This window comes from Patiriisocius hiemis, assembly GCF_031846325.1.
In the GTDB taxonomy this organism is placed as follows: Bacteria; Bacteroidota; Bacteroidia; order Flavobacteriales; family Flavobacteriaceae; genus Patiriisocius_A; species Patiriisocius_A hiemis.
Map to the genome: position 1 here is coordinate 773,087 of NZ_JAVRHZ010000001.1, position 24,335 is coordinate 797,421.

The 24,335-nt window shown below is 33.7% G+C and carries 23 protein-coding genes; 9 read left to right on the forward strand and 14 right to left on the reverse strand.

Features of this window, described 5'->3' with window-relative positions; genetic code table 11:
* Positions 1-6: 6 nt before the first annotated feature.
* The gene (locus RM538_RS03680; protein ID WP_311332042.1) at positions 7-2,412 is read right to left on the reverse strand and encodes a zinc-dependent metalloprotease; all 2,406 of its coding nucleotides are present in this window, start codon (positions 2,410-2,412) and stop codon (positions 7-9) included.
* Between the two features lie 137 nt (positions 2,413-2,549).
* Here RM538_RS03680 and prfB point away from each other — a divergent pair.
* From prfB to RM538_RS13460, 6 genes are all read left to right on the forward strand, one after another.
* A protein-coding gene (gene prfB, locus RM538_RS03685; RefSeq protein ID WP_311332043.1) for a peptide chain release factor 2 occupies positions 2,550-3,657 on the forward strand; the annotation gives its coding sequence in 2 pieces (ribosomal slippage) (positions 2,550-2,612 and positions 2,614-3,657; 1,107 coding nt in all).
* 2 nt (positions 3,658-3,659) lie between these two features.
* Positions 3,660-4,343, forward strand: coding sequence for a hypothetical protein (locus RM538_RS03690; protein WP_311332044.1), 684 nt, complete (start codon positions 3,660-3,662; stop codon positions 4,341-4,343).
* 5 nt (positions 4,344-4,348) lie between these two features.
* Entirely contained in the window at positions 4,349-4,825 is a 477-nt protein-coding gene (locus RM538_RS03695; RefSeq protein ID WP_311332045.1) for a hypothetical protein, read from the forward strand.
* Positions 4,822-5,163 (forward strand): arsenate reductase (glutaredoxin), encoded by a 342-nt coding sequence (arsC, locus tag RM538_RS03700; RefSeq protein WP_311332046.1) that lies wholly within the window; start codon positions 4,822-4,824, stop codon positions 5,161-5,163. Before RM538_RS03695 ends, arsC begins: the two co-directional genes overlap by 4 nt.
* Before the next feature lie 120 nt (positions 5,164-5,283).
* Positions 5,284-7,782: a TonB-dependent receptor gene (locus RM538_RS03705; protein ID WP_311332047.1), complete on the forward strand. Its 2,499-nt coding sequence runs from the start codon at positions 5,284-5,286 to the stop codon at positions 7,780-7,782.
* Positions 7,783-7,987: 205 nt separating this feature from the next.
* Positions 7,988-8,182 carry a T9SS type A sorting domain-containing protein gene (locus RM538_RS13460; RefSeq protein ID WP_489753165.1) on the forward strand — a complete coding sequence of 65 codons (195 nt, stop codon included), beginning with the start codon at positions 7,988-7,990 and terminating at the stop codon, positions 8,180-8,182.
* Between the two features lie 194 nt (positions 8,183-8,376).
* Here the strand turns inward: RM538_RS13460 and RM538_RS03710 are convergent, their stop codons facing one another.
* Positions 8,377-11,814, reverse strand: a complete 3,438-nt coding sequence (locus RM538_RS03710) for a M36 family metallopeptidase (protein ID WP_311332048.1) — start codon at positions 11,812-11,814, stop codon at positions 8,377-8,379.
* 187 nt (positions 11,815-12,001) lie between these two features.
* Between RM538_RS03710 and RM538_RS03715 the strand changes: the two genes are divergently transcribed.
* Positions 12,002-12,535, forward strand: coding sequence for an RNA polymerase sigma factor (locus RM538_RS03715; protein WP_311332049.1), 534 nt, complete (start codon positions 12,002-12,004; stop codon positions 12,533-12,535).
* Between the two features lie 9 nt (positions 12,536-12,544).
* Positions 12,545-13,348 (forward strand): anti-sigma factor, encoded by an 804-nt coding sequence (locus RM538_RS03720; protein WP_311332050.1) that lies wholly within the window; start codon positions 12,545-12,547, stop codon positions 13,346-13,348.
* Between the two features lie 54 nt (positions 13,349-13,402).
* Here RM538_RS03720 and RM538_RS03725 read toward each other — a convergent pair whose 3' ends face one another.
* From RM538_RS03725 to RM538_RS03770, 10 genes are all read right to left on the reverse strand, one after another.
* Positions 13,403-14,644, reverse strand: a complete 1,242-nt coding sequence (locus RM538_RS03725) for a hypothetical protein (protein WP_311332051.1) — start codon at positions 14,642-14,644, stop codon at positions 13,403-13,405.
* A gap of 4 nt (positions 14,645-14,648) precedes the next feature.
* Complete coding sequence (gene rimO / locus RM538_RS03730; RefSeq protein ID WP_311332052.1) at positions 14,649-15,953, reverse strand: 30S ribosomal protein S12 methylthiotransferase RimO; 1,305 nt, start codon at positions 15,951-15,953, stop codon at positions 14,649-14,651.
* 379 nt (positions 15,954-16,332) lie between these two features.
* Positions 16,333-17,289 carry a signal recognition particle-docking protein FtsY gene (gene ftsY, locus RM538_RS03735; protein WP_311332053.1) on the reverse strand — a complete coding sequence of 319 codons (957 nt, stop codon included), beginning with the start codon at positions 17,287-17,289 and terminating at the stop codon, positions 16,333-16,335.
* 158 nt (positions 17,290-17,447) lie between these two features.
* A complete protein-coding gene (locus tag RM538_RS03740) occupies positions 17,448-17,600 on the reverse strand; it encodes a DUF4295 domain-containing protein (RefSeq protein WP_186987908.1) in 153 nt (50 codons plus the stop codon).
* A gap of 41 nt (positions 17,601-17,641) precedes the next feature.
* On the reverse strand, positions 17,642-17,824 hold the full coding sequence (rpmG, locus tag RM538_RS03745) for a 50S ribosomal protein L33 (RefSeq protein WP_045081706.1): 183 nt from the start codon (positions 17,822-17,824) through the stop codon (positions 17,642-17,644).
* Between the two features lie 28 nt (positions 17,825-17,852).
* Positions 17,853-18,092: a 50S ribosomal protein L28 gene (gene rpmB, locus RM538_RS03750; protein WP_311332054.1), complete on the reverse strand. Its 240-nt coding sequence runs from the start codon at positions 18,090-18,092 to the stop codon at positions 17,853-17,855.
* A gap of 77 nt (positions 18,093-18,169) precedes the next feature.
* Complete coding sequence (locus RM538_RS03755; protein WP_311332055.1) at positions 18,170-19,417, reverse strand: competence/damage-inducible protein A; 1,248 nt, start codon at positions 19,415-19,417, stop codon at positions 18,170-18,172.
* Between the two features lie 3 nt (positions 19,418-19,420).
* On the reverse strand, positions 19,421-19,756 hold the full coding sequence (locus tag RM538_RS03760) for an Hpt domain-containing protein (protein ID WP_311332056.1): 336 nt from the start codon (positions 19,754-19,756) through the stop codon (positions 19,421-19,423).
* Complete coding sequence (locus tag RM538_RS03765; protein WP_311332057.1) at positions 19,757-20,368, reverse strand: fumarylacetoacetate hydrolase family protein; 612 nt, start codon at positions 20,366-20,368, stop codon at positions 19,757-19,759. It abuts the gene before it with no gap.
* A 1-nt stretch (position 20,369) separates the two neighbouring features.
* Positions 20,370-21,143 carry a 3'-5' exonuclease gene (locus RM538_RS03770; protein ID WP_311332058.1) on the reverse strand — a complete coding sequence of 258 codons (774 nt, stop codon included), beginning with the start codon at positions 21,141-21,143 and terminating at the stop codon, positions 20,370-20,372.
* Positions 21,144-21,188: 45 nt separating this feature from the next.
* Here RM538_RS03770 and RM538_RS03775 point away from each other — a divergent pair, with 45 nt between their 5' ends.
* Entirely contained in the window at positions 21,189-21,809 is a 621-nt protein-coding gene (locus RM538_RS03775) for a glutaredoxin domain-containing protein (RefSeq protein WP_311332059.1), read from the forward strand.
* Here the strand turns inward: RM538_RS03775 and RM538_RS03780 are convergent.
* Both RM538_RS03780 and RM538_RS03785 read right to left on the reverse strand, forming a co-directional pair.
* Positions 21,806-23,137 carry a dihydrolipoamide acetyltransferase family protein gene (locus RM538_RS03780; RefSeq protein WP_311332060.1) on the reverse strand — a complete coding sequence of 444 codons (1,332 nt, stop codon included), beginning with the start codon at positions 23,135-23,137 and terminating at the stop codon, positions 21,806-21,808. The genes RM538_RS03775 and RM538_RS03780 overlap by 4 nt on opposite strands.
* 72 nt (positions 23,138-23,209) lie before the next feature.
* On the reverse strand, positions 23,210-24,334 hold the full coding sequence (locus RM538_RS03785) for a glycosyltransferase family 2 protein (RefSeq protein ID WP_311332061.1): 1,125 nt from the start codon (positions 24,332-24,334) through the stop codon (positions 23,210-23,212).
* Position 24,335 lies beyond the last annotated feature (1 nt).

Genomic DNA, 24,335 nt, shown 5'->3' on the forward strand with positions numbered 1-24,335 from the left:
AAAATTTTAATGGTTAAAGGTACATTGAAAACTTCCTATTGGACTTCCGTCTGGTATCTTCAAATATTTTATATATTTAAAAGTATCAGGGTGTGCTTCATATTTTTTAAATTCAATTGCCATTAAAGAAATCAAATCATCATCTTTATTATTGCTAAAGATATTTTGTAAAGTCTCCAAAACAGCAACCCTAGCTTGAGGAACTGTTGATTTTGAATAATATAAATTTAATAAATGTTGAAATACAACGTATTGAATTGTTTTCTTAACCTCAGTTTTATAAGTAGAATTTGCTTTAGTATTAAAAGTAGTTTCAATTAGTGATTGTAATACATCTTCTAAACCAATATTATTTGGATTTAACGCTTTTTGCTGAACTAACCTGTTAGCTCGTTCTGGATGAAGTAAGAGTTTTAAAGTCATATCTGCTGCCGTAGCAGAAGCTCCCATAGCATCAAAGGCAACTCCTACATTGCTTTTAAAAGATTCTCTATTTTTCCAATACCCATAAGCGCGTGGTGGAAATAGTTTAAGTTTATCTTCTGGTATTATTAAAGTTTCAACTTGTAACGTTTGTAATACAGCGTTTAATGCTTCTTTTTGTTGTCTTTTAGGTAAAGTGGAAACAATATCACCGCTATATCCCTTAACTGCGTAATTGTAATCTAAGCCACCTATAAGTTTTACAGCTGCTTCAGTTTGATATCTATGATAAAAATATAGTGGTACAAAGACATCTTCCAAAACAGTATAGGGTTCGCCTGTTCGTATATTATCTTCAGAAAAATTAGTTATCGCTATTTCTCTAAGTTTCAATATATCTTTTAGTTCTTCTGTAGCGCTTTTTCCATTATCCCATAAATGCGCTTTTGCATGTGCACCACTTTTTGCTCTTGCATCACTATCTGTTATATATCTAAGTCCATTTGCATAAGCACCTTCTAAAATACTATTTAAGTGAGTTTCTAGAGGAACATCGTTTTTTGGATTGCTATACGAATACGCAACAGTCACTTTATCCCAATTTCCTATTCCAGTAGCGTATGCATCAGTAAAATCGATTTGACCATTCTTAATACGTAATGAAGGATGAGGATAATCCATTACACTTGCTCTATTATTTGTACTTGCTGCAAAGTTATGCGCGAAACCAAGCGTATGACCTACTTCATGGGCTGATAGTTGTCTAATTCTAGCTAACGCCATTTCTAGTAATTGTGAATGATTATCGTCTCGCTGGGCAAAAGGTTTATTACTTAATGCTTGTGCAATCATAAAATCCTGACGAATACGAAGACTTCCCAAGCTTACATGTCCTTTTAAAATTTCACCTGTTCTTGGGTCTATGACGCTCCCTCCGTAACTCCACCCACGCGTAGAACGATGTACCCATTGTATCACATTATATCTCACATCCATTGGGTCTGCATCATTAGGAAGCATTTTTACTTGGAATGCATTAGTGTATCCAATGGCTTCAAAAGCTTGATTCCACCAACGAGCTCCTTCTAATAAGGCAGAACGAACTGGCTCTGGAGTACCAGGATCTAAATAATACACGATGGGTTCTTTAGCTTCACTTTTTAAAGCTGATGGGTTTATTTTTTCTAGTCTATGTCTAGTAATAAAACGCTTTGTTAAAGGTTCCCAAATTGGAGAACTGTAATCTTGATAACTTATTGAGAAAGAACCACTACGTGGGTCAAATATTCTTGGAGTGTAGTTATCATCAGGTAATGCTACAAAACTATGATGCTGTACTACAGAAACAGAACTTGCATCTGGAGCCACACTTCTTATATTTCCTCCTTTTGCTTCTCCAACAAAGGTAAGTAGAGCTTCAAACTCAACATTTTTAGGAAACGCTTTAGTGCGTTCCATCCAAAGTGAATTTCGAGTCTTATCTAATTTATAGGTTCCCTGTTTATTGCTTTTAAGCCGTTGTGCAACCCCATGTCTATCCTGCATTAAAAATGAGGTAATATCAATAATATACGTATTGTCTTTGGTCTCTTTGATATCAAACCCAAAAAGAACTGATTTGGCAAAAGCTTCTTCAATAGATTTTTTTTCTAATTGGTTATCTGTTGTCGCTCTATATCGCAGATTAGGTTCAAGTAACAAAAGTTTATTACCGCTTTTAATAAACTTAACTACCTTTTGCCCTCCAAGTTGCCCTCTGTCCAATCCAATATCGTTAGAGCCTAATCCTGTTCTAAGAGAATGGACGTACAAGAACTCTTTTTCAATTTTATCTGAGGGCACTTCGAGATAGATTTCTCCTTCTTTTTCAGAATAATGAAAATCGAAAAAACCATTAAAGTTAGTCAAGTCTTCTTTCTTATCTAAAAATTGAGCGGTTGCCGTAGCTATTCCGAAGCAAATAAAAAAAATGGTATTAAAACGTTTCATACTATAAAACTATCGTGAATGGATAAAACTATGAAAATAAAATGTAAGACCGAATAAGAAGAAAAATAAAAGTATTTTTACATCTAGTAATTTAAAAAAAAGATAAGCGGGTTAGATTCCCGTTTAAACGGGAATTCATGATAACAACCGATCAACTCCAAGACCTTAGAACACGCCTTGAGGCACTAAGGCAATATCTTTGACATAGCTGGCAAAGAAATAGAAATACAAAACGAAGAAGAGAAAACCTTTGACCCAAATTTTTGGAACAACCCGCAAGAGGCAGAAGCCTTTATGAAGCAACTTCGGAATAAGAAAAAATGGGTGGAAGATTATAAAACTGCCGTAACACTTACTGATGATGCCGAAATAATTTACGAATTCTTTAAAGAAGGAGAAGGCAAGGCAGAAAATGTAGAAATACGGTTTGGTAAAGCCCAGGAAGCTATAGAGTCTCTAGAGTTTAGAAACATGCTTAGTGACGAAGGAGATAGTATGAGCGCTGTTTTACAGATAACGGCTGGTGCTGGAGGTACCGAAAGTTGTGATTGGGCACAAATGCTTATGCGCATGTACCTTATGTGGGCCGAAAAAAATGGATTTAAAGTAAAAGAACTCAACTATCAAGAAGGTGATGTAGCAGGTATTAAAACAGTAACCTTAGAGATTGACGGCGAATATGCTTTTGGTTGGTTAAAAAGCGAAAATGGAGTACACCGATTGGTACGTATTTCTCCTTTTGACAGTAATGCAAAGCGTCATACAAGTTTTGCAAGTGTTTATGTATATCCGCTAGCAGACGATACTATTGAAATAGACATAAACCCAGCAGATATTTCTTGGGATTTTGCACGTAGTTCTGGAGCAGGTGGACAAAATGTTAATAAAGTTGAAACCAAAGCTATTTTAACCCACCACCCTAGCGGCATAGTAATTCACAATAGTGAAACTAGAAGTCAGTTAGAAAACAGAGAAAAAGCCATGCAAATGCTTAAGTCTCAACTATATGAGATTGAGCTTAGAAAACAACAAGCCCAACGAGCCGAAATTGAAGATAGCAAGATGGCAATTGAATGGGGTTCACAAATACGTAATTATGTACTACACCCATATAAGCTTATAAAAGATGTACGCACACAGTACGAAACAGGAAATGTAGATGCTGTGTTAGATGGAGATTTAGATGCCTTTTTAAAAGCGTATTTAATGATGACTGGACAAGGAGAAAAAAGTGACGAATTATAAGTATGAAAAAAGTAGTCTTCATTTTAATAGCATTTGTAAGTCTGTCCTGTTATGCACAAAAAGAAAACATTGTTACAGATACTTTGCAAAAAGAATCCTATATATTATTAAACATTACAACCCCTTTAGACCCTATTGCTCCTAGATATAGAATGGGATACGTATCTCAGGTGACACCTAATTGGAGAGTTGGACTTGCCCTGGGTTACGGTAATAATGAAATTAACGCTTTTGGTAATGACGGTAGAATTGAAGAAGACTATACATTATGGGAAGTAAGACCACAAGTATACTATATGTTTGAACCTAGTAATAAAAAAAGACCCTACTTTTCTGGAGAATTATTTTATATCAACCATACTGATAACTTTAGTGACACTTTTTATATTCCTGAAAACAATGAGAATGATATAATAAGGTATGACAATATAGATTACAAGCGTCAAAAGTATGGAGTAAATTTTAAGTTTGGCTTTATGTTTAAATTAATTGGAGAGTTTGGACTTGATACATACATAGGAACTGGGATTAGAGTAAGGACTGTATCATTTTCGAATGTTATAAACCCAAGGATTGACGAAAATTTTGATGATGAATTAGGATTTGGAAACTCATACTTTAGAGAAGAAGGTACTGTAGTTGGTGTTAACTTCACTTTTGGTGCTAATCTGTTTTATAGATTTTAATACACATGACAACAGCCACAATAGCACAACTAAAAAAAGAACTTAAACATCTTTCTTCTGAAGAGTTAGAAAGGTTATGTCTTAGACTAGCTCGATTTAAAAAAGAAAATAAGGAACTCCTTACCTATTTACTTTTTGAAGCTGAAAATGAAGAACGCTACATTAAAAATGTGCAATTACATATAGATGCTGGTTTTGAAACAATAAATACTAAATCATATTTTTATATGAAGAAAACCATCAGGAAAGTGCTAAGAGAAACCAAAAAATTTATTCGATACTCTGGCAATAAAGAAACAGAAGTCGCGCTCCTACTCTACTTTTGCAATAAACTAAAAGCACTTAAACCTTCTATTAAAAACAATAGAGTTTTAACCAATCTCTACGAAAGACAACTTATCTTCATAGAAAAAAAGATTGAGGCACTTCACGAGGACCTTCAATATGATTATACTATAGAACTAGAAAATTTAACAGCATGATTACTATTTACCATAACCCAAGATGTTCAAAATCAAGACAGACACTTCAGCTTTTAGAAAGTAAAACAAATGATTTTGAAGTTATAAAATACTTAGAAGATATACCTTCAGAAAAAGAACTTTCAGAAATTATTAAAAAACTAGGTATTACTCCTATTGAGTTGGTTAGAAAAAATGAAGCCATATGGAAAGAAAAAATTAAGGGCAAAGAATTGAGTGACAAAGAACTAATTTCGGCAATGATTACTCACCCCAAATTAATAGAACGACCAATCGTTATAAAAGAGAAAAAAGCTATAATTGGGCGCCCTCCAGAGAAAGTATTATCGTTGTTTTAGTTTTTTAAGAAGTAATTAACTTTATTGAGGGTGTTTAGTTATTTTCTTAACAAAAGTTTGGCAAAAACAGGTTAAACCCAACGTTAATTTCGCTGTCTAAATGCAAAAAAACTACCGTTAATGAAATTAACTACTTTCCTTACTATGCTATGTATAACTACCATAGCATTTGCGCAGCAAAATAATCAATCACAAAATAGAAATTTTGAAGTTTCTGGTAAAATTATTGAAGAAGGTACTAATGCTCCTTTAGAGTACGCTACCATTTCATTTTTAGATAGTAATAAAAACGTTGTTACTGGAGGAATTACTAGTATTGATGGTACCTACACCATAGAAGTACCAGAAGGTATATATACGATACGATACGATTTTATTTCTTATAAATCTGAAATACGTACTAACCAACGTATCAATAAAAAAACTACACTACCAACAGTAACTATGGCGCTAGACGCTGCTAGTCTAGATGAAGTAGTAGTTAGGGCCGAAACAACAGAGGTCCAAGTAAGACTCGATAAAAAAATATATAACATTGGAAAGGATCTTACAACAAGCGGAGCTACAGTAAGTGATGCTTTAAACAATGTACCGTCTGTAACTGTTGATATAGACGGAGCTATTGCTTTAAGAGGAAACGGAAACGTAAGAATACTTATAAACGGGAAGCCTTCAGCAATTGCTGGATTTGGTTCTACAGATGCTTTACAACAACTCCCAGCAGAAGCTATTGAGCGTGTAGAAGTAATAACATCCCCTTCAGCTAGATATGACGCAGAAGGTACAGCTGGTATTTTAAACATTATACTAAGAAAAGAAAAAACCTTAGGACTTAATGGTTCTATACAAACTAATATTGGTGTTCCAACAACTAGTGGTCTTACTGGAAACATTAATTTAAGAACCGATAAGTTTAATATCTTTAATACAACTGGAATACGCTATAGAGACTCCCCAGGAAATGCATTTTTTGAAAACAGTTTTTTTGATAGAGACGATGAGGGTAATATTATACCAAATCAAATAGGTCTTATCTCTCAAGAAACTAGAGACTATCAAAGGCTTAACAAAGGGTTTAATACTAATCTAGGGATGGAGTATTTTTTAACTGAAAAATCTTCAATTACTGCAGCAGGTTTTTTAAGATTAGGTGATGATAAAGATACTACAGAGAACTTAACAAACGATTTTGATTCTTCTAATAACTTAATTGAATCAAGAACTCGAATTGAAACTGAAACAGAAGATGACACCAACTATCAGCTTTCATTAAATTATACAAATAACTTTAATGATGAGGGTCATAAATTAACTGCAGATTTTCAATATGACATAAGTGATGAAACTGAAAATAATTTAATAACCGAAAACAACACATTTCCATCACAAGAAGTACTACCCTCTGAAATTGTTAGAACGATAGAAGATCAAACAGAATACCTATTACAAGCAGATTACGTGCTCCCCATTGGAGAAAACGCACAGTTTGAAGCTGGTTTTAGAGCAAATCTTGAAGAAACTAGGACAGATTTTGAACTTAGAGAACAATTAGTAGCAAATGGAGATTTTATTAGAAACGATAGTCTTTCTAACATTTTTACTTATAACGAAGATGTCTATGCTGCGTATTCTCAATACGGAAACAAATTTGGAAAGTTTTCTTTCCTTTTAGGACTTAGATTAGAAAATACTAGACTACAAGGGAATGTTGAAGCAGAAGATGTAACAGATAATGGTAACCAAGATTTAACCATAGATTTTGATAATAACTTCTTAGGGTTATTCCCAACAGTAAATCTTATTTATGAACTTGATGAAAGAGAAAACATCACATTAGGTTACAATAGAAGGATAAACAGACCAAGAGGGTTTTTCGTAAATCCATTTCCATCTAGATCTAGTGAGGCCAATGTATTTCAAGGTAACCCAAATCTTAATCCTGCATATTCAAATGCTTTTGATTTAGGATACCTAAAACGTTGGAAAAACTTAACCCTTACTTCATCTGTATATTATCAAAGAGAAACAGATTCTTTTGAGCGAATTCAAGAAGATACTGGAGAAGTAACACCCAACGGAATTCCTATTATTAGAACCATTCCTATTAACTTGTCAAGTAATGACCGTTATGGTTTTGAAGCTGGAGTGCTCTATAACCCTCTAAAGTGGTTACGCCTCAATGGAAGTTTTAATTACTTTAAATTTAAATCTGAAGGGTCGTTTAATGGTATTGACTATGGTACAGAAAATGATAGTTGGTTTGCTAGGGGAAGTGTAAAAGTATCACTACCAGCAAAAATAGACTGGCAAACTAATGCTTTTTACAGAGGTCCAAGAAACAATGCCCAAACCGAAACAGAAGGTTTATTATCTGTAAACTTAGCTTTTAGTAAAGATATCATGAATGATAATGGTACTATTGGTTTTAATGTTAGTGACTTGTTTAACTCTAGAAAAAGACGATCATTTACAACTACAGATACGTTTATAAGTAATAGTGAATTTCAATGGCGTGAAAGACAATTTAGATTATCATTTACCTATAGGTTTAATCAGAAAAAACAACGACAACGACAAGATAGAGATGGTGGAGATGACGATGGAGAGTTTGAGGGCTAAGAGAAATAAGAACCCCAAATAAATTAATTGTTTATAATTAATTTTAATCAAACCAGAGAAGCTAGCTTCTCTGGTTTTTTTGTGAATTAAGTTCAAGGTTAATGAAGGATTAACATAATGAAATTTAGCTATGCATTCCCAACACTTTATATAAAATGCAATTATTTTATGTAATAGCTCATTTGAGACACTTCAATAAATCACAATAGCTTCAAAAAATGAAATCATTGAGAGCGTTAGTATTTATGTACTTACTGCACAACTGGTAAAAAGTATTGTTAATACGTCCAATACAGCTGTGATAAATGCTTCAAATTTTACTAATGGTATTTATATTGTTACAATTTCAGTATCTGGAAAAAAAAACTATAAAGTTTATAAAACAATAAGCACAAAATAGAAAGTCGCCTAAAACTACTTTTAGGCGACCTCTATCTAGTTATAAATGAATGTTTCTTTTTAGGGATATTCACTATTATAATATTTACTGTATGTTTCATACATATATAACCTACTATATAATAAACAAATACAATACCAAAAAAAGCCTTTCTAATTAAAGAAAGGCTTTTTAATATAGATATTTATTTAAAATTATCTTTTTACAATTCTCTTCACAACAGTCCCTTTCTTAGTTTTTACTCTAACAAAGTAAGTACCAGAACTAGGAGCTCTTAAATCAATTTCAATAGTATCAAGAGCATTTGAATTAGATAGCGTAGTAACAATTCTTCCTGCGATATCAATTACTTCAATATTGGTTATAACTTGATTACTATTGTTTTGTACAGTAAAGATTCCATTTGTGGGATTTGGGAACATAACTAATCCAAGTGAAAGTTCATTCTCTGGAGTACTTAATACACTTGATACAACAAGGTTAAATGTACATACTTGTGTGTTCCCCGAGCTATCTTCTGCATCCATTGTAATAGTGTAAGTTCCTTCACCTACTTCTGTTCCAGCTGCAAGATCTTGTTCTATTGTAACTGAGCTATCACAATTATCAGTAGCCGTTGTTTGAGATGTATAATCTGGAATGGTAAAGAACCCTCCAGCATCAACTAATTCAAATTGTTCATCTGGACATACAATTTGCGGAGCAATGCCATCAGTTAAAATAACTTCTGTTCTTTCTCCAAGACATCCCACAAACCCAAAGCCTAAATCAGCATTTGGTGCTCCAAAATCTGAGGTTTCACAACTATTAGCCCAGTTTGCAGCATTGTCTGTTTCATTTATCCTCCTATAAGATGTTCCTGAACACACTTGAGTAAAGTTAGCTCCGTTACCAGTCCAATCTAGGTCTGCAGCTGTAATATTAAACCCGTTTATAGTCACATTAAAAGTTGCTATTTCTCCAGCCGTAGTATTCCAAAATAATGAATCTACAACATTACCATCTGCATCAATCACTAAAATCCATCCTGGATCTGAAGCATCCCAGAAAATATTATCTCCCCAATCATTAGGGCCTCCACCGTCTGTCCATGCTATAGCTTCATCTGATCCCATAGAACCAAGTGTTTTTGTAACTGGATTTACAGCATTAATATTTGCATAAGGTTCATCACTTACAGCAACAGTATATCCGGAATAATCTGCAGCTACTCCTACATTCTGGATCTCAAATTGATCTGGAACTTGCAATGCCGCTTCAGTAATTTTTAGTTGAGAGAGTATTTCATCAGGAACCTCACCAGCATAAACATCTTCGTTTCCAGATGGTGTGAAATTGTATGTTTCACCAGTAAATACAATATTACCACCTGTTGGTGCATCATACCAATTAATAATATTATTAGGGTCATTTAAAGTTGCCACTAATGTAACACTATCTCCTGGGCAATATCCATCTGCTCCAGTTACAGTTGGCGCAGGACCAACAGCTAATACTTCAATGGTGTCTGAGTCTGAAGAAGCAGGAGCACAATTAGAAGCAGGTAAATTATATGTAATAGTGTGAACTCCTTCACCAGCAGCAGCTGGGTCAAAAGTATAAGTTATACCATTTCCGTCATCAGTAACTCCAGGTCCACTATAAACTCCTCCTTGAGGTGATCCTCCTCCAAGCCCTGTCAATGGTGCCTCGGTTGCACAAACATCTTGAGGAGCGACAAAAGTAGCTCCGGCAGAAGGTGTTTCAAAAGATTCTGTACCATCGCTTCTGTCGTTTGAAGAACCTTGGTCTGCATTAATACCTAATCCTCTTTTAGCAAATGCATCCCACAAGAAGCACTCGTTAGCACCTCCATAAAGTGCTTGATCTGCCGCGAAAATTGCATCTCTACCATCAACAAATCCTGGGCTACAAGGTTGTAATTTCATTCCTTCAGTAACTAAAGCCAATGCCATTACATTTCCTGCATCTTGATTTACATCTCCCGTAAAGTTATATGGGTCTGAATCATATCCATATTCGTCTATTAGCTCCCAAGTCATTTCCCATAACATCGTAGCCCATACAGATCCAACTCCATGTGGAATTGATTCCGTCTTAATATCATCGTACGTTTGAGGGTTTGTTGCTAAATCTGTACTGTAAGGAAATGAACGTATTCCACCCCCATTTATACCTTGACCAAATAAATAAGTCCCAACTCCTCTAGCATCTGTGGCAACATCTCCAGGTTGTATTGTTAATACAGCACCTATATAGTCACTCCACCCTTCTCCCATTTGCTCTGTATTACCTAAACATCCAGATGCAGCTGGTCCTCCAGTAAGCCTATTTGAAATACCATGACCATATTCATGGAACACTACCAATGTATCAAAATTTCCATCTTTGTCATTACAAACAAACATATTCATACTAGGACGCGATCCGTCTGGTGGTGTACCAAATGTTGCGTTACAATTTTGTGCTATTTGAGAAAAGGCATTAACTGGATCATTTCCTGCGCCACCGTTACCATAATTATTTTGCTGAAAATTACCAGAAGTTTCATCAAAACCATATTGATACATTATGTCATGTAATATGTTATTTGAGTAAAATAACTGAGTAATAGCAGCATCTTCATATTGATTGCTATTTGTATATACTTGGTCAAAAGGGAAATCAGAGAAATCTAAATCAGTTCCTCCATCTGGTCTATACCCAGGGTTGTCTCCATCATCACGTGCATCTACATTATTTCCACGAGTATCTGTAAATTCTGCACCTGCAGCTCCGTTTGTATCATGCCATCCAAAAGGTGATGCTATATTATTTGCTGGGTTTATTTCTTCTTCACGTTGTCCATAATAAGGACTTTCTAAAGGAAGTGGAAAAACTTCATAACATTCTACACAAACAGCATCTTCAAGTTCATTATTTTTATAATTAGGTATATCAAATAAATTTGCATGATAATCTAATGGCTTTTCGTGCTCACTATGATCATGCTCAAAAGAACAACTCAACATCCAATTTATCTGATCTACAATTTGTCCAGAATTGGCATCTAAACGTACATTCCACCAGTTTTCCCTAGCAATTTCTTCAATAGAAATATCCCAAGCAAGACCTAGAGATCCATCATTTAAAACTTGATATACCAACTTAGCAGGAATATTGCTTAATGAAATTCCAGACTTAGATAGTAATGTTTCTTGAGACGCATTAGGTTTTCTTTCTAAAGTTGTTAAACTTTCAGAAATCGAATACCCTAATTGCGATGCAGCAGCCTCAACTGCTTGCTGAGCTGTAAGGCTAGCTGAACTTACAACAGATCTGTTTGAAATATTACCCACAAATCTATTATTTGAAGTAATCATCTTACCATCAGAAGTTAAGTGGATACTAGAATCTGTTCCATAAATTTGAATTCCGTCAATAACTTGACGAAAATAAATATGATGAATTCCACTTGTCCGGCTTACATGATCACTAGTAATTTCCCATTGTATATCTTGAGAAACGACACTTCCTTTTTCCAATAGTTGCTCAAAATGTTCATTCATAGCATTTTGTACACTTTGCGCAATAATATCTGTACTGCAAAACATTAAAAATGCTGTGACCAGATATAGTAAATTCTTTTTCATAGTAATTTAATATAAGTTAATAAATGATGTGATTTTCGTCAAAAATATCAAAAATTTAGATAAAACTAAAAGAGATTTTAAGAATTCTTTAATAATTTGTCAATTATTTTATTATAACCTTACAAAGCTATCATAAAGATTTTTAATAGATTTATTTTGTACATTAGCCTTTAACAAAAATCAACGTATGAAACAACCTGACGCACTTATTGTAGAGATGCAAAACGGTAATGAAATTGCCTTTTCAAAATTATATTCTATGTATTCTGAAGCTATATATGGAGTTATATATAGCGTTGTTCTAGATGCCGAAGTGGCTCAAGAAATACTGCAAGACGTATTTATTAAAATTTGGGATAAAAGCAGCTCATATAACATTAAAAGAGGTCGTTTTTTTACTTGGATTTTAAATATTGCCAGAAATGCTGCAATTGATGAGACGCGTTCTAAACGATTTAAAAATTCTAGAAAAAACCTAAGTACAACAAATTTCGTAGATATATTGTCGTCAAGTGATAACCTTAATAATAAAGTAAATGCGATTGGTATTAAGAAGTTTATAAATGCTCTTAAGCCTACATGTATAAAGATTATAGAGTTATTGTACTTTAAAGGCTTTACTCAGGCTGACGCTTCAAAAGAACTAGAAATTCCTTTAGGCACTTTGAAGACAAGAAATAGAAATTGTATGAATGAATTAAGAACAATTGTTCTAGGTTAAAAGAAAAATATGAATGCACAAGAAGCAATAGAAAGTGGAGTTTTACAATTGTACGTTTGTGGTGCACTTAATGAAAAAGATAATAAAGAAGTTGAAGAAGCAATAGAAAACTATCCTGAGGTTAAAGAGGAAGTTGAAAATATAGAATCTTCACTTATAAAACTGTCTCAAAATGTAGCACCAGCATTACCTGCTATGGTATGGTCGCACATATTATCTTCCATTCGAAAAATTAAAAAATTAAACACAAGAAACGAATCTGCTACTAACTGGAGTGCTATTGTTGGTTGGGCTGCTGCTGTTGCTTGTATTGGTGGAATTTTCTGGATGTTAAATCAAAATAATAAGTTAGGAGATAGTCTAGAAATAACAAGCACCGAAAAAGAACAGCTACTGGATGAGTTAACCATAACAGAAGCAGACCTTGCAGAAACTAATGAAGTACTAGACATTCTTAGATCTAAAGAATACCATGCCTATACTCTTCCCGGAAATCAAGCTGTAGCACCCCAAGCATATGCTAAAGTATATTTAAATAAAGAAACAAATGTAGCTTATATTGATGCTCAAGGATTACCCGAAGCACCAGAAGGAAAGGTATATCAAGTGTGGTCTCTTAAAATGCAACCCCTTACGCCAACAAGTGTTGGTCTCTTAGCATCAAGCGATAAAGCAAACAAACGTATATTTAAGTTTGAAGGTTTTCCAGAACCAGAAGCTTTTGGAATAACTCTTGAGCCAGAAGGTGGTAGTGAGTCACCAAGTTTAGACCAATTATACACGTTAGGTACTATTCCAACTGCTACCCCATAAAAAACTAATAAGTAAAAAAAAGCACTTGTAAAATACAAGTGCTTTTTTTTAATATTACAAATTGTTACTATCTAATCTGGCAATATTTACAGTTTTACTATCATCTCGAATAGAAGTCCAAGCAACAAATAAACTATCACCAATCCTAGCAAGCTGTGGAAAACCAGAAGCACGATCTGCTTTTGTTTTTGTTATTAACTTAGATGGTTGGGTATATCCATGATCATTAATCTCCATTAACTTTATTACAGCATCTTCACCATTGGGTTCCATCCAAGTAACTACAGCACGGCTTTCATCCAATAGTGCAACCCCTACTCTGCCAAGTGCATTTGTCCCATCTACCCTAAAAGGGGTGCCAAAGGTTGCTCCATTATCTTTTGAAAAAGCAACTTTTACATCTCCTTCTCCATTAGCAGATGTAAACCAAGCTACCACAACTGTTGCATCTAAAGCAGCAATAGCAGGTCCATTTACTGGGCATCCAGCAATTTTCCAATTGTCTTTTCCTATTGTATATGGTGACGTCCAAGCACTATTACTTTTTCGAATAATACTAATATCTCTTATTTCTTCTTCACTTCTATCTCTGTAAGCTACAATTGGACCCTTCTGTGTCATAGCCATAGCTGTATTGCAACAATCACATACACTAGAGTCTAATTCTATTCTTTCGGTTATCAATCCATTATAATTTACAGTTGCATTACGTAAAGTCATCTTACCTTCTCCATGTCCTCCTGTTGTGTTTCTTCCGTCAAGCCAAGTCACACTAAAGGCACCATCATTTAAAGGAACTATAGATACAAAGCCATGTTCGCTTTTTGTGCCATCACTATGAAGAGTAAAGTTTTCTTTTAAAATAGTATCAACTTTAATACCTAGGTTTAATTTTATATCATAGGTATAAGTACCATCTGCAGATTTTTGTAAAATATTTGATAATACAGTTTCATTATTTACAGCAATAGCAGGAAAATCTGCCCAATTTACAAACCAATCTGTTCCAGATGTTACTTTTTGCTTAGGTAACCATTCTCCATTCTCGTATGCTGAATAATACAAGGTGGCCAATGAATCTTGTTGTGTAACCCAAGACATGTATAATTGATTTCCTGTACTGAAAAGTCTTGGTAATGAGCTATTGCTATCATTGGCTGGGTTTGAGAATGTAGGAATAAAACTCTCTTTAAATAACTCTAAAGATTCTTCTGAAGAGACTTCTGTTTTTTTACTAGGTTTTTCTTTACAAGCAAAAAACAAGCTTGTAATTATTATAAAAATAAAATATCGCATGAGTCTATTTTACAAGTTCTGCATATAAATCAAAGTCTTCTGCAGCTGTAACTTTTACATTGAAAAACTCTCCCGTTCGTAAATACCCATCTTCAGCGTTAATTAAAACTTCATTATCTACATCAGGGCTATCAAATTCTGTTCTTCCTACATAATACCCGCCTTCTTTTCTATCTATTACAACTTTAAATTCTTTTCCTATTTTTTCTTGATTAAGTTCCCAAGAAATCTGAGATTGAATTTCCATGATTTTATTAGAGCGTTCCATTTTAACTTCTTCTGGCACATCATCTTCAAGATTATAGGCATGTGTGTTTTCTTCATGAGAATAAGTAAAGCAACCAAGACGTTCAAAACGCATTTCTTGCACCCAATCTTTTAGTGTTTCAAAATCTTCTTCGGTTTCTCCTGGATACCCAACAATTAGTGTGGTACGTATTGCCATTTCTGGTACAGCTGCTCTAAACTCTTTTAATAGCTTGGTTGTCTTGGTTTTTGTAGTACCGCGACGCATAGACTTTAATATTGGGTCTGCAATATGCTGAAGAGGGATATCTATATAATTACAAACTTTTGGTTCGTTTCGCATTACATCAAGCACATCCATAGGGAAACCAGTTGGGAATGCATAATGTAATCTAATCCATTCTATTCCTTCAACTTTAACAAGTTTTTTGAGTAATTCAGCAAGGTTTCTTTTTTTATACAAGTCTAAACCATAGTAGGTTAGGTCCTGTGCGATTAAAATAAGCTCTTTAACTCCTTCTGCAGCTAACTTTTCAGCCTCAATAACTAAATCCTCCATAGGAGTAGATTTATGTTTTCCTCGCATCAATGGAATTGCACAAAAGGAACAAGGGCGGTCACAACCTTCAGCTATTTTTAAATACGCATAATTTTTTGGAGTAGTTGTTAACCGTTCTCCTACAAGCTCATGCTTATAATCTGCTCCTAAAGCTTTTAATAGACTAGGTAGTTCTGTTGTACCAAAATACTGATCCACATTTGGAATCTCTTTTTCTAAATCTGGCTTATATCTTTCTGAGAGGCATCCAGTAACAAAAACCTTATCTACAATACCTTCTTCTTTTTTAGTAACATACTCTAAAATAGTATTTACACTTTCCTCCTTAGCATTTGCTATAAAACCACATGTGTTAATAACAACAACATTACCTTCTTCTTCATGAACAACTTCTTTGTTATTGGCTTTAAGTTGTCCCATAAGAACTTCACTATCATACACATTTTTGGAGCATCCTAAAGTGACTACATTAATCTTGTTCTTTTTTACTGTTTTTGTTCTCATAATACAAAGGTACGTCTATACTATTTTTAGTTTATGATTGATATGGATTAATTTCCATTAAGAATAAGTATAATAGAAATTGTAATATTAGAAAAACTAGTATTGATACTGGAATAATCCAAAAACTGTTTTTTTGAAGATTAGTATTTTTTATACATTTCCAATAGAAATAACTAATTATTAACCAATAAGGAAGTAGAAAGAAATAAGGGAAACTTAAATAGTACTTTAAATATGACGGAATTAAAGGGTTTTGAGTTGCAGTAAATGCTTCAATTATCTTATATGCAATACTTAAGGCTTGAAAGCAAGCAAACAAAAAAAATAGCCTTGTAATAATATCCTTCCACCAAAATGATATCCTAAACATTTAAGCTAATTATTTGAAGAAGGAATCCACAAACTCAAATTTGTTGAATACTTGTAAATCTTCTATCCCCTCTCCTACACCAATATATTTTACTGGTATTTGAAATTGATCACTAATACCTATTACTACACCTCCCTTGGCTGTTCCATCTAGCTTAGTAACTGCTAATGAAGTAACCTCTGTTGCTGCAGTAAACTGTTTTGCTTGTTCAAAAGCATTTTGACCTGTAGAACCATCTAAAACTAATAACACATCATGAGGCGCATCTGGCACTACTTTTTGCATTACGCGTTTAACCTTAGTAAGCTCATTCATTAAATTTACTTTATTGTGGAGACGACCAGCCGTATCAATAATTACCACATCTGCATTTTGATTAACAGCACTTTGTAAAGTGTCGAAAGCTACACTAGCTGGGTCACTTCCCATAGCTTGTTTTACTATAGGGACCTCTGTTCTATCTGCCCAGACTTGTAGTTGGTCTATCGCTGCTGCACGAAATGTATCTGCTGCTCCTAAAACCACTTTTTTTTCAGCATTTTTAAATTGATGTGCAAGTTTACCAATAGTTGTTGTCTTCCCTACTCCATTTACACCAACTACCATAATAACATGAGGTCCATTTTCATGAACAGGAATTTCAAAAGTACTTGCATTACCACTATCTACTTCACTTAATAATCCAGCAATTTCTTCTCTAAGGATTTCATTAAGCTCATCTGTGCCAAGATATTTATCTTTTGCTACACGTGCTTCTATACGCTCAATAATTTTTAATGTAGTATTTACTCCTACATCACTAGACACCAACACCTCTTCTAGGTTATCCAGTACGTCATCGTCTACTTTGCTTTTTCCAGCAACTGCTTTCCCCAATTTTTCAAAAAAAGAAGTTTTAGATTTCTCCAATCCTTTGTCTAAGGTTTCTTTTTTTTCTTTACTGAATATTTTTTTAAATAAACTCATCTATAAGTATAATTAAATACGGTTACTTATGCGTAAGGGATTGAAACAAGCTACCTTGTAGCGTTGAAAGCCCGACCACGTAATAACGTGGTTACGCCCAAAAATACGAAAAGCCACTCTTGAAAAAAAGTGGCTCTTACGATATATTTTTTTACTAATTACTTTTTGTTTAACCAGTCGTTAACTTGGTCTGGAGCCATTATAGACTCTACAAAAGTATAGGCTCCTGTCTTAGGCGATTTTACCATTTTTATTGCTTTGGTAAGACGCTTAGATCCTGTTTGTAATGATGCTACTGATTTTTTTGCCATGATAAACTTGTTTATCATTCTCGCTAGGGCGAGAATATAAATTACTTAATTTCTTTATGAACAGTCATTTTCTTTAAGATTGGGTTAAATTTCTTTAACTCCATTCTATCTGGTGTGTTCTTTTTATTTTTTGTAGTGATATAGCGAGAAGTTCCTGGTTTACCAGACTCTTTGTGCTCTGTACACTCTAAAATCACTTGTACTCTGTTTCCTTTTTTAGCCATGATACTAGACTTTTATGGTTTGCAGTAATTACTTAGTAAGATACCCTTTTTCGCGAGCTTCTTTAATTACGGCAGAAATTCCTTTTTTATTAATATTTTTTAATGCTGAAGTTGAAACCTTAAGTGTAATCCACTTATCTTCTTCAGGGATATAAAAACGCTTTTTCATTAAGTTTACATCAAACTTGCGTTTTGTTTTATTCATCGCGTGAGAAACGTTGTTTCCAACCATTGCTCTCTTTCCAGTAAGTTCACAAACTCTAGACATTATATTACCTTTAAATTGTTATTTTTAAACAGGCTGCAAATTTAGAAAAATTTATTGGTATGACCAACAAAAGAATTTTAGTTTTTCAAAATTTCTTTTAAGAGTAATTCAAAGCTTTTATTTGTTGCTTTTTTTATTACTCTTTCTCTAGGCTTTCCAAACTTAAATTTTTGAGAAAAAATGTGGTCTGGAGTTGCTATAGCAATATAAACAGTTCCTACCTCATCAACAGCATCACCTTTGGTTGGACCAGCAATACCAGTAGTAGCAATAGCGTAATCTGACCCAAAGAGTTTTTTAGATTGTGAAGCCATAGCTTGAGCTACAGGAGCACTCACAACTGTATGCTTGTTTATAATTTCTGGGTCTATTTTTAAAATATTTACTTTCTGTTGTGTTTCATAAGGAACAATAGTCCCTTTTAAAAATTGAGAGGCACCAGGTCTTGAGGTAAGCTCCTGTGCTATAGAACCTCCTGTACAACTTTCGGCAACGCAAAGTGTTTGATTGGATTTTACTAGAATTTTACCAATTCGCTCAACAATTGTTGTTTCATTTTCATAACCAACTGAAATGTCTTGTAGCATTTTTTCCAAAAGACTCATTTGCTTGTCAACACTTTTTTCAAGTATCTCTTGGTTTGTTCCAGTAGAGGATAAACGCAGGCGAACTCTCCCTAAAGAAGGCAAGTATGCTAACTTAATTGATTGAGGCAGTGCTTCTTCCCAATCCTTAATACGTTCTTGTATTTCGCTCTCTCCCATCCCATACGTAAGCAAAGTTTTGTGGTAGATGAAGGGTGTTTTAAAGCGCTTAATAACTCTTGGGAGCACTTCGTTAATCAACAATGATTTCATCTCATAGGGAACCCCTGGCATAGATACATATACTGTGTCATTTTTATCAAACCACATTCCAGGAGCAGTACCGTGTATATTTCTTAAAACTGTTGCTGTTGACGGTACCATAGCTTGCATCAAGTTTGATGGTAGCGGCTCTCTATCAACATAATTCTTAAAAATATGCTTGATATTTTCTAGTACTTCCTTATTTTCAACTAGGGTATCATTAAAGTACTCACAAAAAGTTTGCTTTGTAATATCGTCTTTAGTGGGACCAAGACCTCCAGTAACTAAAACTAGATCTACCCTAGAGGCTGCAGTACTAAGTGCATCTAAAATATGGTCTCTATCATCTTGAATAGAAGTAATTTGATATACCTGAATACCTACTTTATTGAGCTCGGCACTCATAAATGCAGAGTTGGTATCTACTATTTGCCCAATAAGAATTTCGTCACCAATGGTGATTATTTCTGCAAGCATATATTAAAAGTCTTCTTTAAGCTCTTCAAAAACAGCATTAAGGGTAGTTACAACTTTGTCTACTGTTGCCTCAATAGAACTTACGCTTTTTGAAGTATCTGTCCATGCTTCGATACTTTTAATATCCTTCATAATGTTAATTCCAAACATTTCTATATTTGGTTTCATTTTATGTGCAAATTGATATGTAAGCTCCTTATTATCATTACTAACTGCTTCTTCCAATGAAGCCAAGTCAGGAGGTATTTCTTCTAAAAAAGCAGCTACTACTACCGATGCAAAATCTTCATCTCCACCTGCAACTTCTAGTATGCTTTCTCTTGAATAATGTTTGTTCATTTATTTAATTTTAATAGAAAAGAGTTCTTTTTCTTGGATGTACCCTTTTAAAACATCATTAGCAGAAACACTACTTACACCTGCTGGTGTTCCTGTAAATATAATATCTCCAATCTTTAAAGTAAAATATTTTGAAATATATTCGATTAACTCATCTATCTTCCACAATAGCAATGAGGTGTTGCCTTTCTGTACTATAGCACCATTCTTTTCTAGAGAGAAATCGATATCATCTACGCTTTTAAACGAATCTTTAGGCAAAAAATTACCTATTACTGCTGCACCATCAAAAGCTTTTGCCTTTTCCCAAGGTAATCCCTTCGCTTTTAATTGAGTTTGTAAATCTCTAGCCGTAAAATCTATACCTAAGCCTATTTCGTTATAATACTTATGAGCAAATTTTTTATTAATATGTTTACCAATCCTATTAATCTTAACCAAAACTTCTACTTCGTGATGTACATCGTTGGAGAAATCTGGAATGAAAAAAGGCTGTTTTTTTAATAGAATAGAAGTATCTGGTTTTAAAAATAAAACAGGATGATCTGGCCTCTCGTTATTGAGTTCTTTAATATGAGCGGCATAATTTCTTCCTACACAAATAATTTTCATACTACAGCTTATTGTTAAGTTTGCTCAATTTTATTCTTGTTAACACCTTTTTTGTGTAAAGAGGAAAGTCTGCATTTAGCAACCAACCAAAATAGCCTGGCTCTTTCTCTAGAACTTCTTCAACTAATTTTCCTTTGTGTTTACCAAAAGCAAAAATCTCTCTCTTATTTTTATCGTAGCCAATATAACCAGCAAAATCAACAAAGTTTTTATGCGCACTAAAGCTAGCTAGAAAATTAACATCGTTTTCTAAGTCTTCATATCTATCTAACTGAGATTTAAGAACCTCATAGGTTGCATTAGTATCAGCTTCTGCAGAGTGTGCATTTGTTAAGTCTTTATCACAATAAAATTTATAAGCCGCCTCTAGGGTTCTTTTTTCTTTTTTATGAAAAATAGTCTGAACATCTACCGAGAGTGCTTTTTTTAAATCGAAATCTACTTCTGCACGTAACAGCTCTTCAGCAAGTAATGGGATATCAAATCTATTAGAATTATACCCTCCAAGATCACTATCTTTAATAAGGTTGTATACTTTTGGTGCTAGTTCTTTAAAAGTAGGCTCATTTACAACCATTTCATCTGTAATCCCGTGAACTGCTGTAGTTGCTTTAGGAATTGGAATCGTAGGGTTTACACGCCAAGTATGACTCTCCTTATTCCCGTTGGGAAAAACTTTTAAAATAGAGATTTCTACTATCCTATCGTTTGCAACATTAACTCCGGTAGTTTCTAAATCAAAAAAACAAATAGGTTTACTTAGCTTTAATTCCATTGGTATAGTTTATGCTACAAAAATACTAATTCCTATTTTTGAACTATGCATCAACAATTAAAATTTATTGTCCTGCTATTAATTATTATTCCTTTTAAGGGCTTTGCTCAAGAGGAAGAAGTTTTTATAGTCGAAAAGAAGCAAGGAAAACGAATTGTGCTAAGTGCAAAAAACACAACTAATGATAGCATAAATATTTTTCTATTAGTACATGCTGAAGGTTTTAGAAGAAGTTCTTCTGCTCCCATCATAAAAAACACACCGCCTAATAGTACTACCTATATGACTACTTTAATTGAAATTGAAGATACACCTTCAAGCTATAGGTATGATTTATATCTAAATGCCGAAAAAGAACCATTGGTGATAGATTCTGAAAAAAAGATAAATGACATATCAAGTATTATTAAAGATCGAATTGTTCTTTTTGTTACGAAAGATTGTGACAAATGTATTGTTCTGGAAAACTTGCTAAAAAACAACAGAGTAACCTTTAAAGCTTTTGATATTTATCAGGATGAAGCACTCTACAAACAGTTTAAGAAATTTGTTCAAAAAGACCCAACACAAACTATTACATTTAAACTTCCTCTAATCTGGAACAAGAGTTATGCGGTTTATGGATATGACAATCTAGAAAGTATCTTAGAAGAACTTACTAATTAAATTTCTCTGTTTACATCCCAAGATTCAAGATAATCCTTAACGGCTTTTACAAATTGTCCTCCAAGTGCACCATTTACAACTCTATGGTCATAACTATGACTTAAAAACATTTTATACCTAATACCAATAAAGTCTCCATCTGGAGTTTCTATCACAGCTGGTACTTTTCTAATCGCTCCTAAGGCTAGTATCGCTACTTGAGGTTGATTTATAATAGGAGTTCCCATAATACTTCCAAATGTACCAACATTAGTTACAGTATAAGTTCCACCTTGAATTTCGTCTGGTTTTAATTTATTTTCCCTAGCACGTGAAGCCAAATCATTAACAGCTTTACTCATACCAACAAGGTTAAGTTGGTCTGCATTTTTAATTACAGGAACAATTAGGTTTCCATCAGCTAGTGCAGCAGCCATCCCTAAGTTAATATTTTTACGTTTTATAATAGTATCTCCGTCCACAGAGATATTTATCATTGGGAAATCTTTAATTGCTTTTGCAACCGCTTCCATAAAAATTGGAGTGAAAGTAAGTTTCTCTCCTTCTCTTTTCTGAAAGTCATTTTTTACTTTATTTCTCCAGTTCCAGATATTAGTAACATCTGCTTCAATAAAAGATTGTACGTGCGCAGAAGTCTGTACACTTTCAACCATGTGATGTGCAATTAATTTGCCCATACGAGACATTTCAATAATCTCGTCACCTCCATTTACAGACACAGGTGTTTTAGGTTTCTCTGGAGTTTGTATTGCAGGTTGTGATTGTATTTTACTAGTAGCCTCTGTAACTTCTTGTTTAGTTTTAGTTGTTGATGTACGGTTTTTAAGGTAATCTAAAATATCATTTTTAGTTACACGTCCATCTTTCCCTGTACCAACCAAAGCATCAAGTTCGGATTGCGATATACCTTCTTGTGAAGCAATGTTTTTAACTAAAGGTGAATAAAACCTATCTCCATTACTTTCAATAGCTGGTTGAGTAGTTTCACTAACTTTCTCAATCTCCTTTTCAATAGTGGTTGCTGTTTCAGGAGCAGGCGAAGTTATTTCGTCAGAAGAAGTATCATTATCCGGTGTCCCCCCATCACCATCAGTTTCAATAATTGCAATGGTTTGTCCTACTTGCACTACATCATCGGCTTCAAACATTTTTTCAACTAGAACACCATCTACTTCACTAGGCACTTCACTATCAACTTTATCTGTTGCAATTTCAAGTACTGCTTCATCTGCTTCGATAGTGTCACCAACATCTTTAAGCCAGTTTGTAACGGTTGCTTCTGCTACACTCTCACCCATTTTTGGTAGTTTCAATTCAAATCGTGCCATAGTATATTTTTGCTCCTTATATTTTGAAGTGCAAAATTAGTTAAAAAATATATCTATAACGTTTGAAAAATCTTAAAAAAAGATAACAGTACCTTTTTCGTCACTTTGATCACTCCCAATAATGAAGTTTGAATTTGGAGGACAAATCCTGAATACGTTATTTCTGTTTTTAAGCTGTTCCATTACCGAAAATATCTGGTAATAAGGCATGTAATTAACATCAAAAACAAAAAGTGTATTTGACAGTAAAGAATCCTGAAACATAGATTTAGAACCCGAAGTTAATGGTATATCAAGGGCGTTGGAGAGTTTTTTTAATAAAGAAAAATTTTCGGTAAGTAAAATCGCCTTTTCTGGGTTGTTTTTTCTTTTCGTTCTTTTTACTGAGAATACACCTTTATAGAGTTTTGCTAAAAAAACTAATAACTTGACTAGTCTGGTTAATATCTTAGAGTTACTATAATGTTTGTTGTAAAAAATTTCCATTGCACCATAAAATCGTTTTAGGTAAGCTGCATCTCTACTTGTGCTCTCTCCTTTGTAATGCAAAACACTTGTTGTACCAAGGTAATAATTTTTGTAACCTGCTTTCTCAATTTTATATGAAAAGTCTATGTCTTCTCCATACATAAAGTAGTCCTCGTCAAAGCCTCCTACCTCATTATAAATAGACTTCTTTAAAAACATAAATGCACCAACTAGTACAGGAATTTGACTTCCTTTAGATTTTTTTGGAACTCTAGTGGCGTAGTATTTTTTTCCAAAACCAAGTAATTTTAATAATGATATTGAAGGTGTAGGAAGGTTTCTTTTACTTTCTGGCAGGAAGTTACCAGTACCATCTAACAGAAATGTTCCCAAAGCTCCTATGTTTTCCTTATCAACTATAAAATTAAGGCATTCTAAAAATGTATTTTCAGTAACAGCGGTGTCTGGATTTAAAATACAAACATACTCTCCTTTTGCTATTGCTACTGCCTGATTATTTGCTTTACTAAAACCTAAATTTTTTTTATTTTCAATTAGTACAACTTCTGGAAAGTTCTTTTTAACTAACTCACAACTCTTATCACTAGAATTGTTATCGATAACTATAATCTCTGCATCTATATTTTTAGTAGCACGCTGAACACTTTTAATGCATTGTTCTAAAAAATATTGAACGTTATAGTTAAGTATGACAACAGATAGTTTCAAT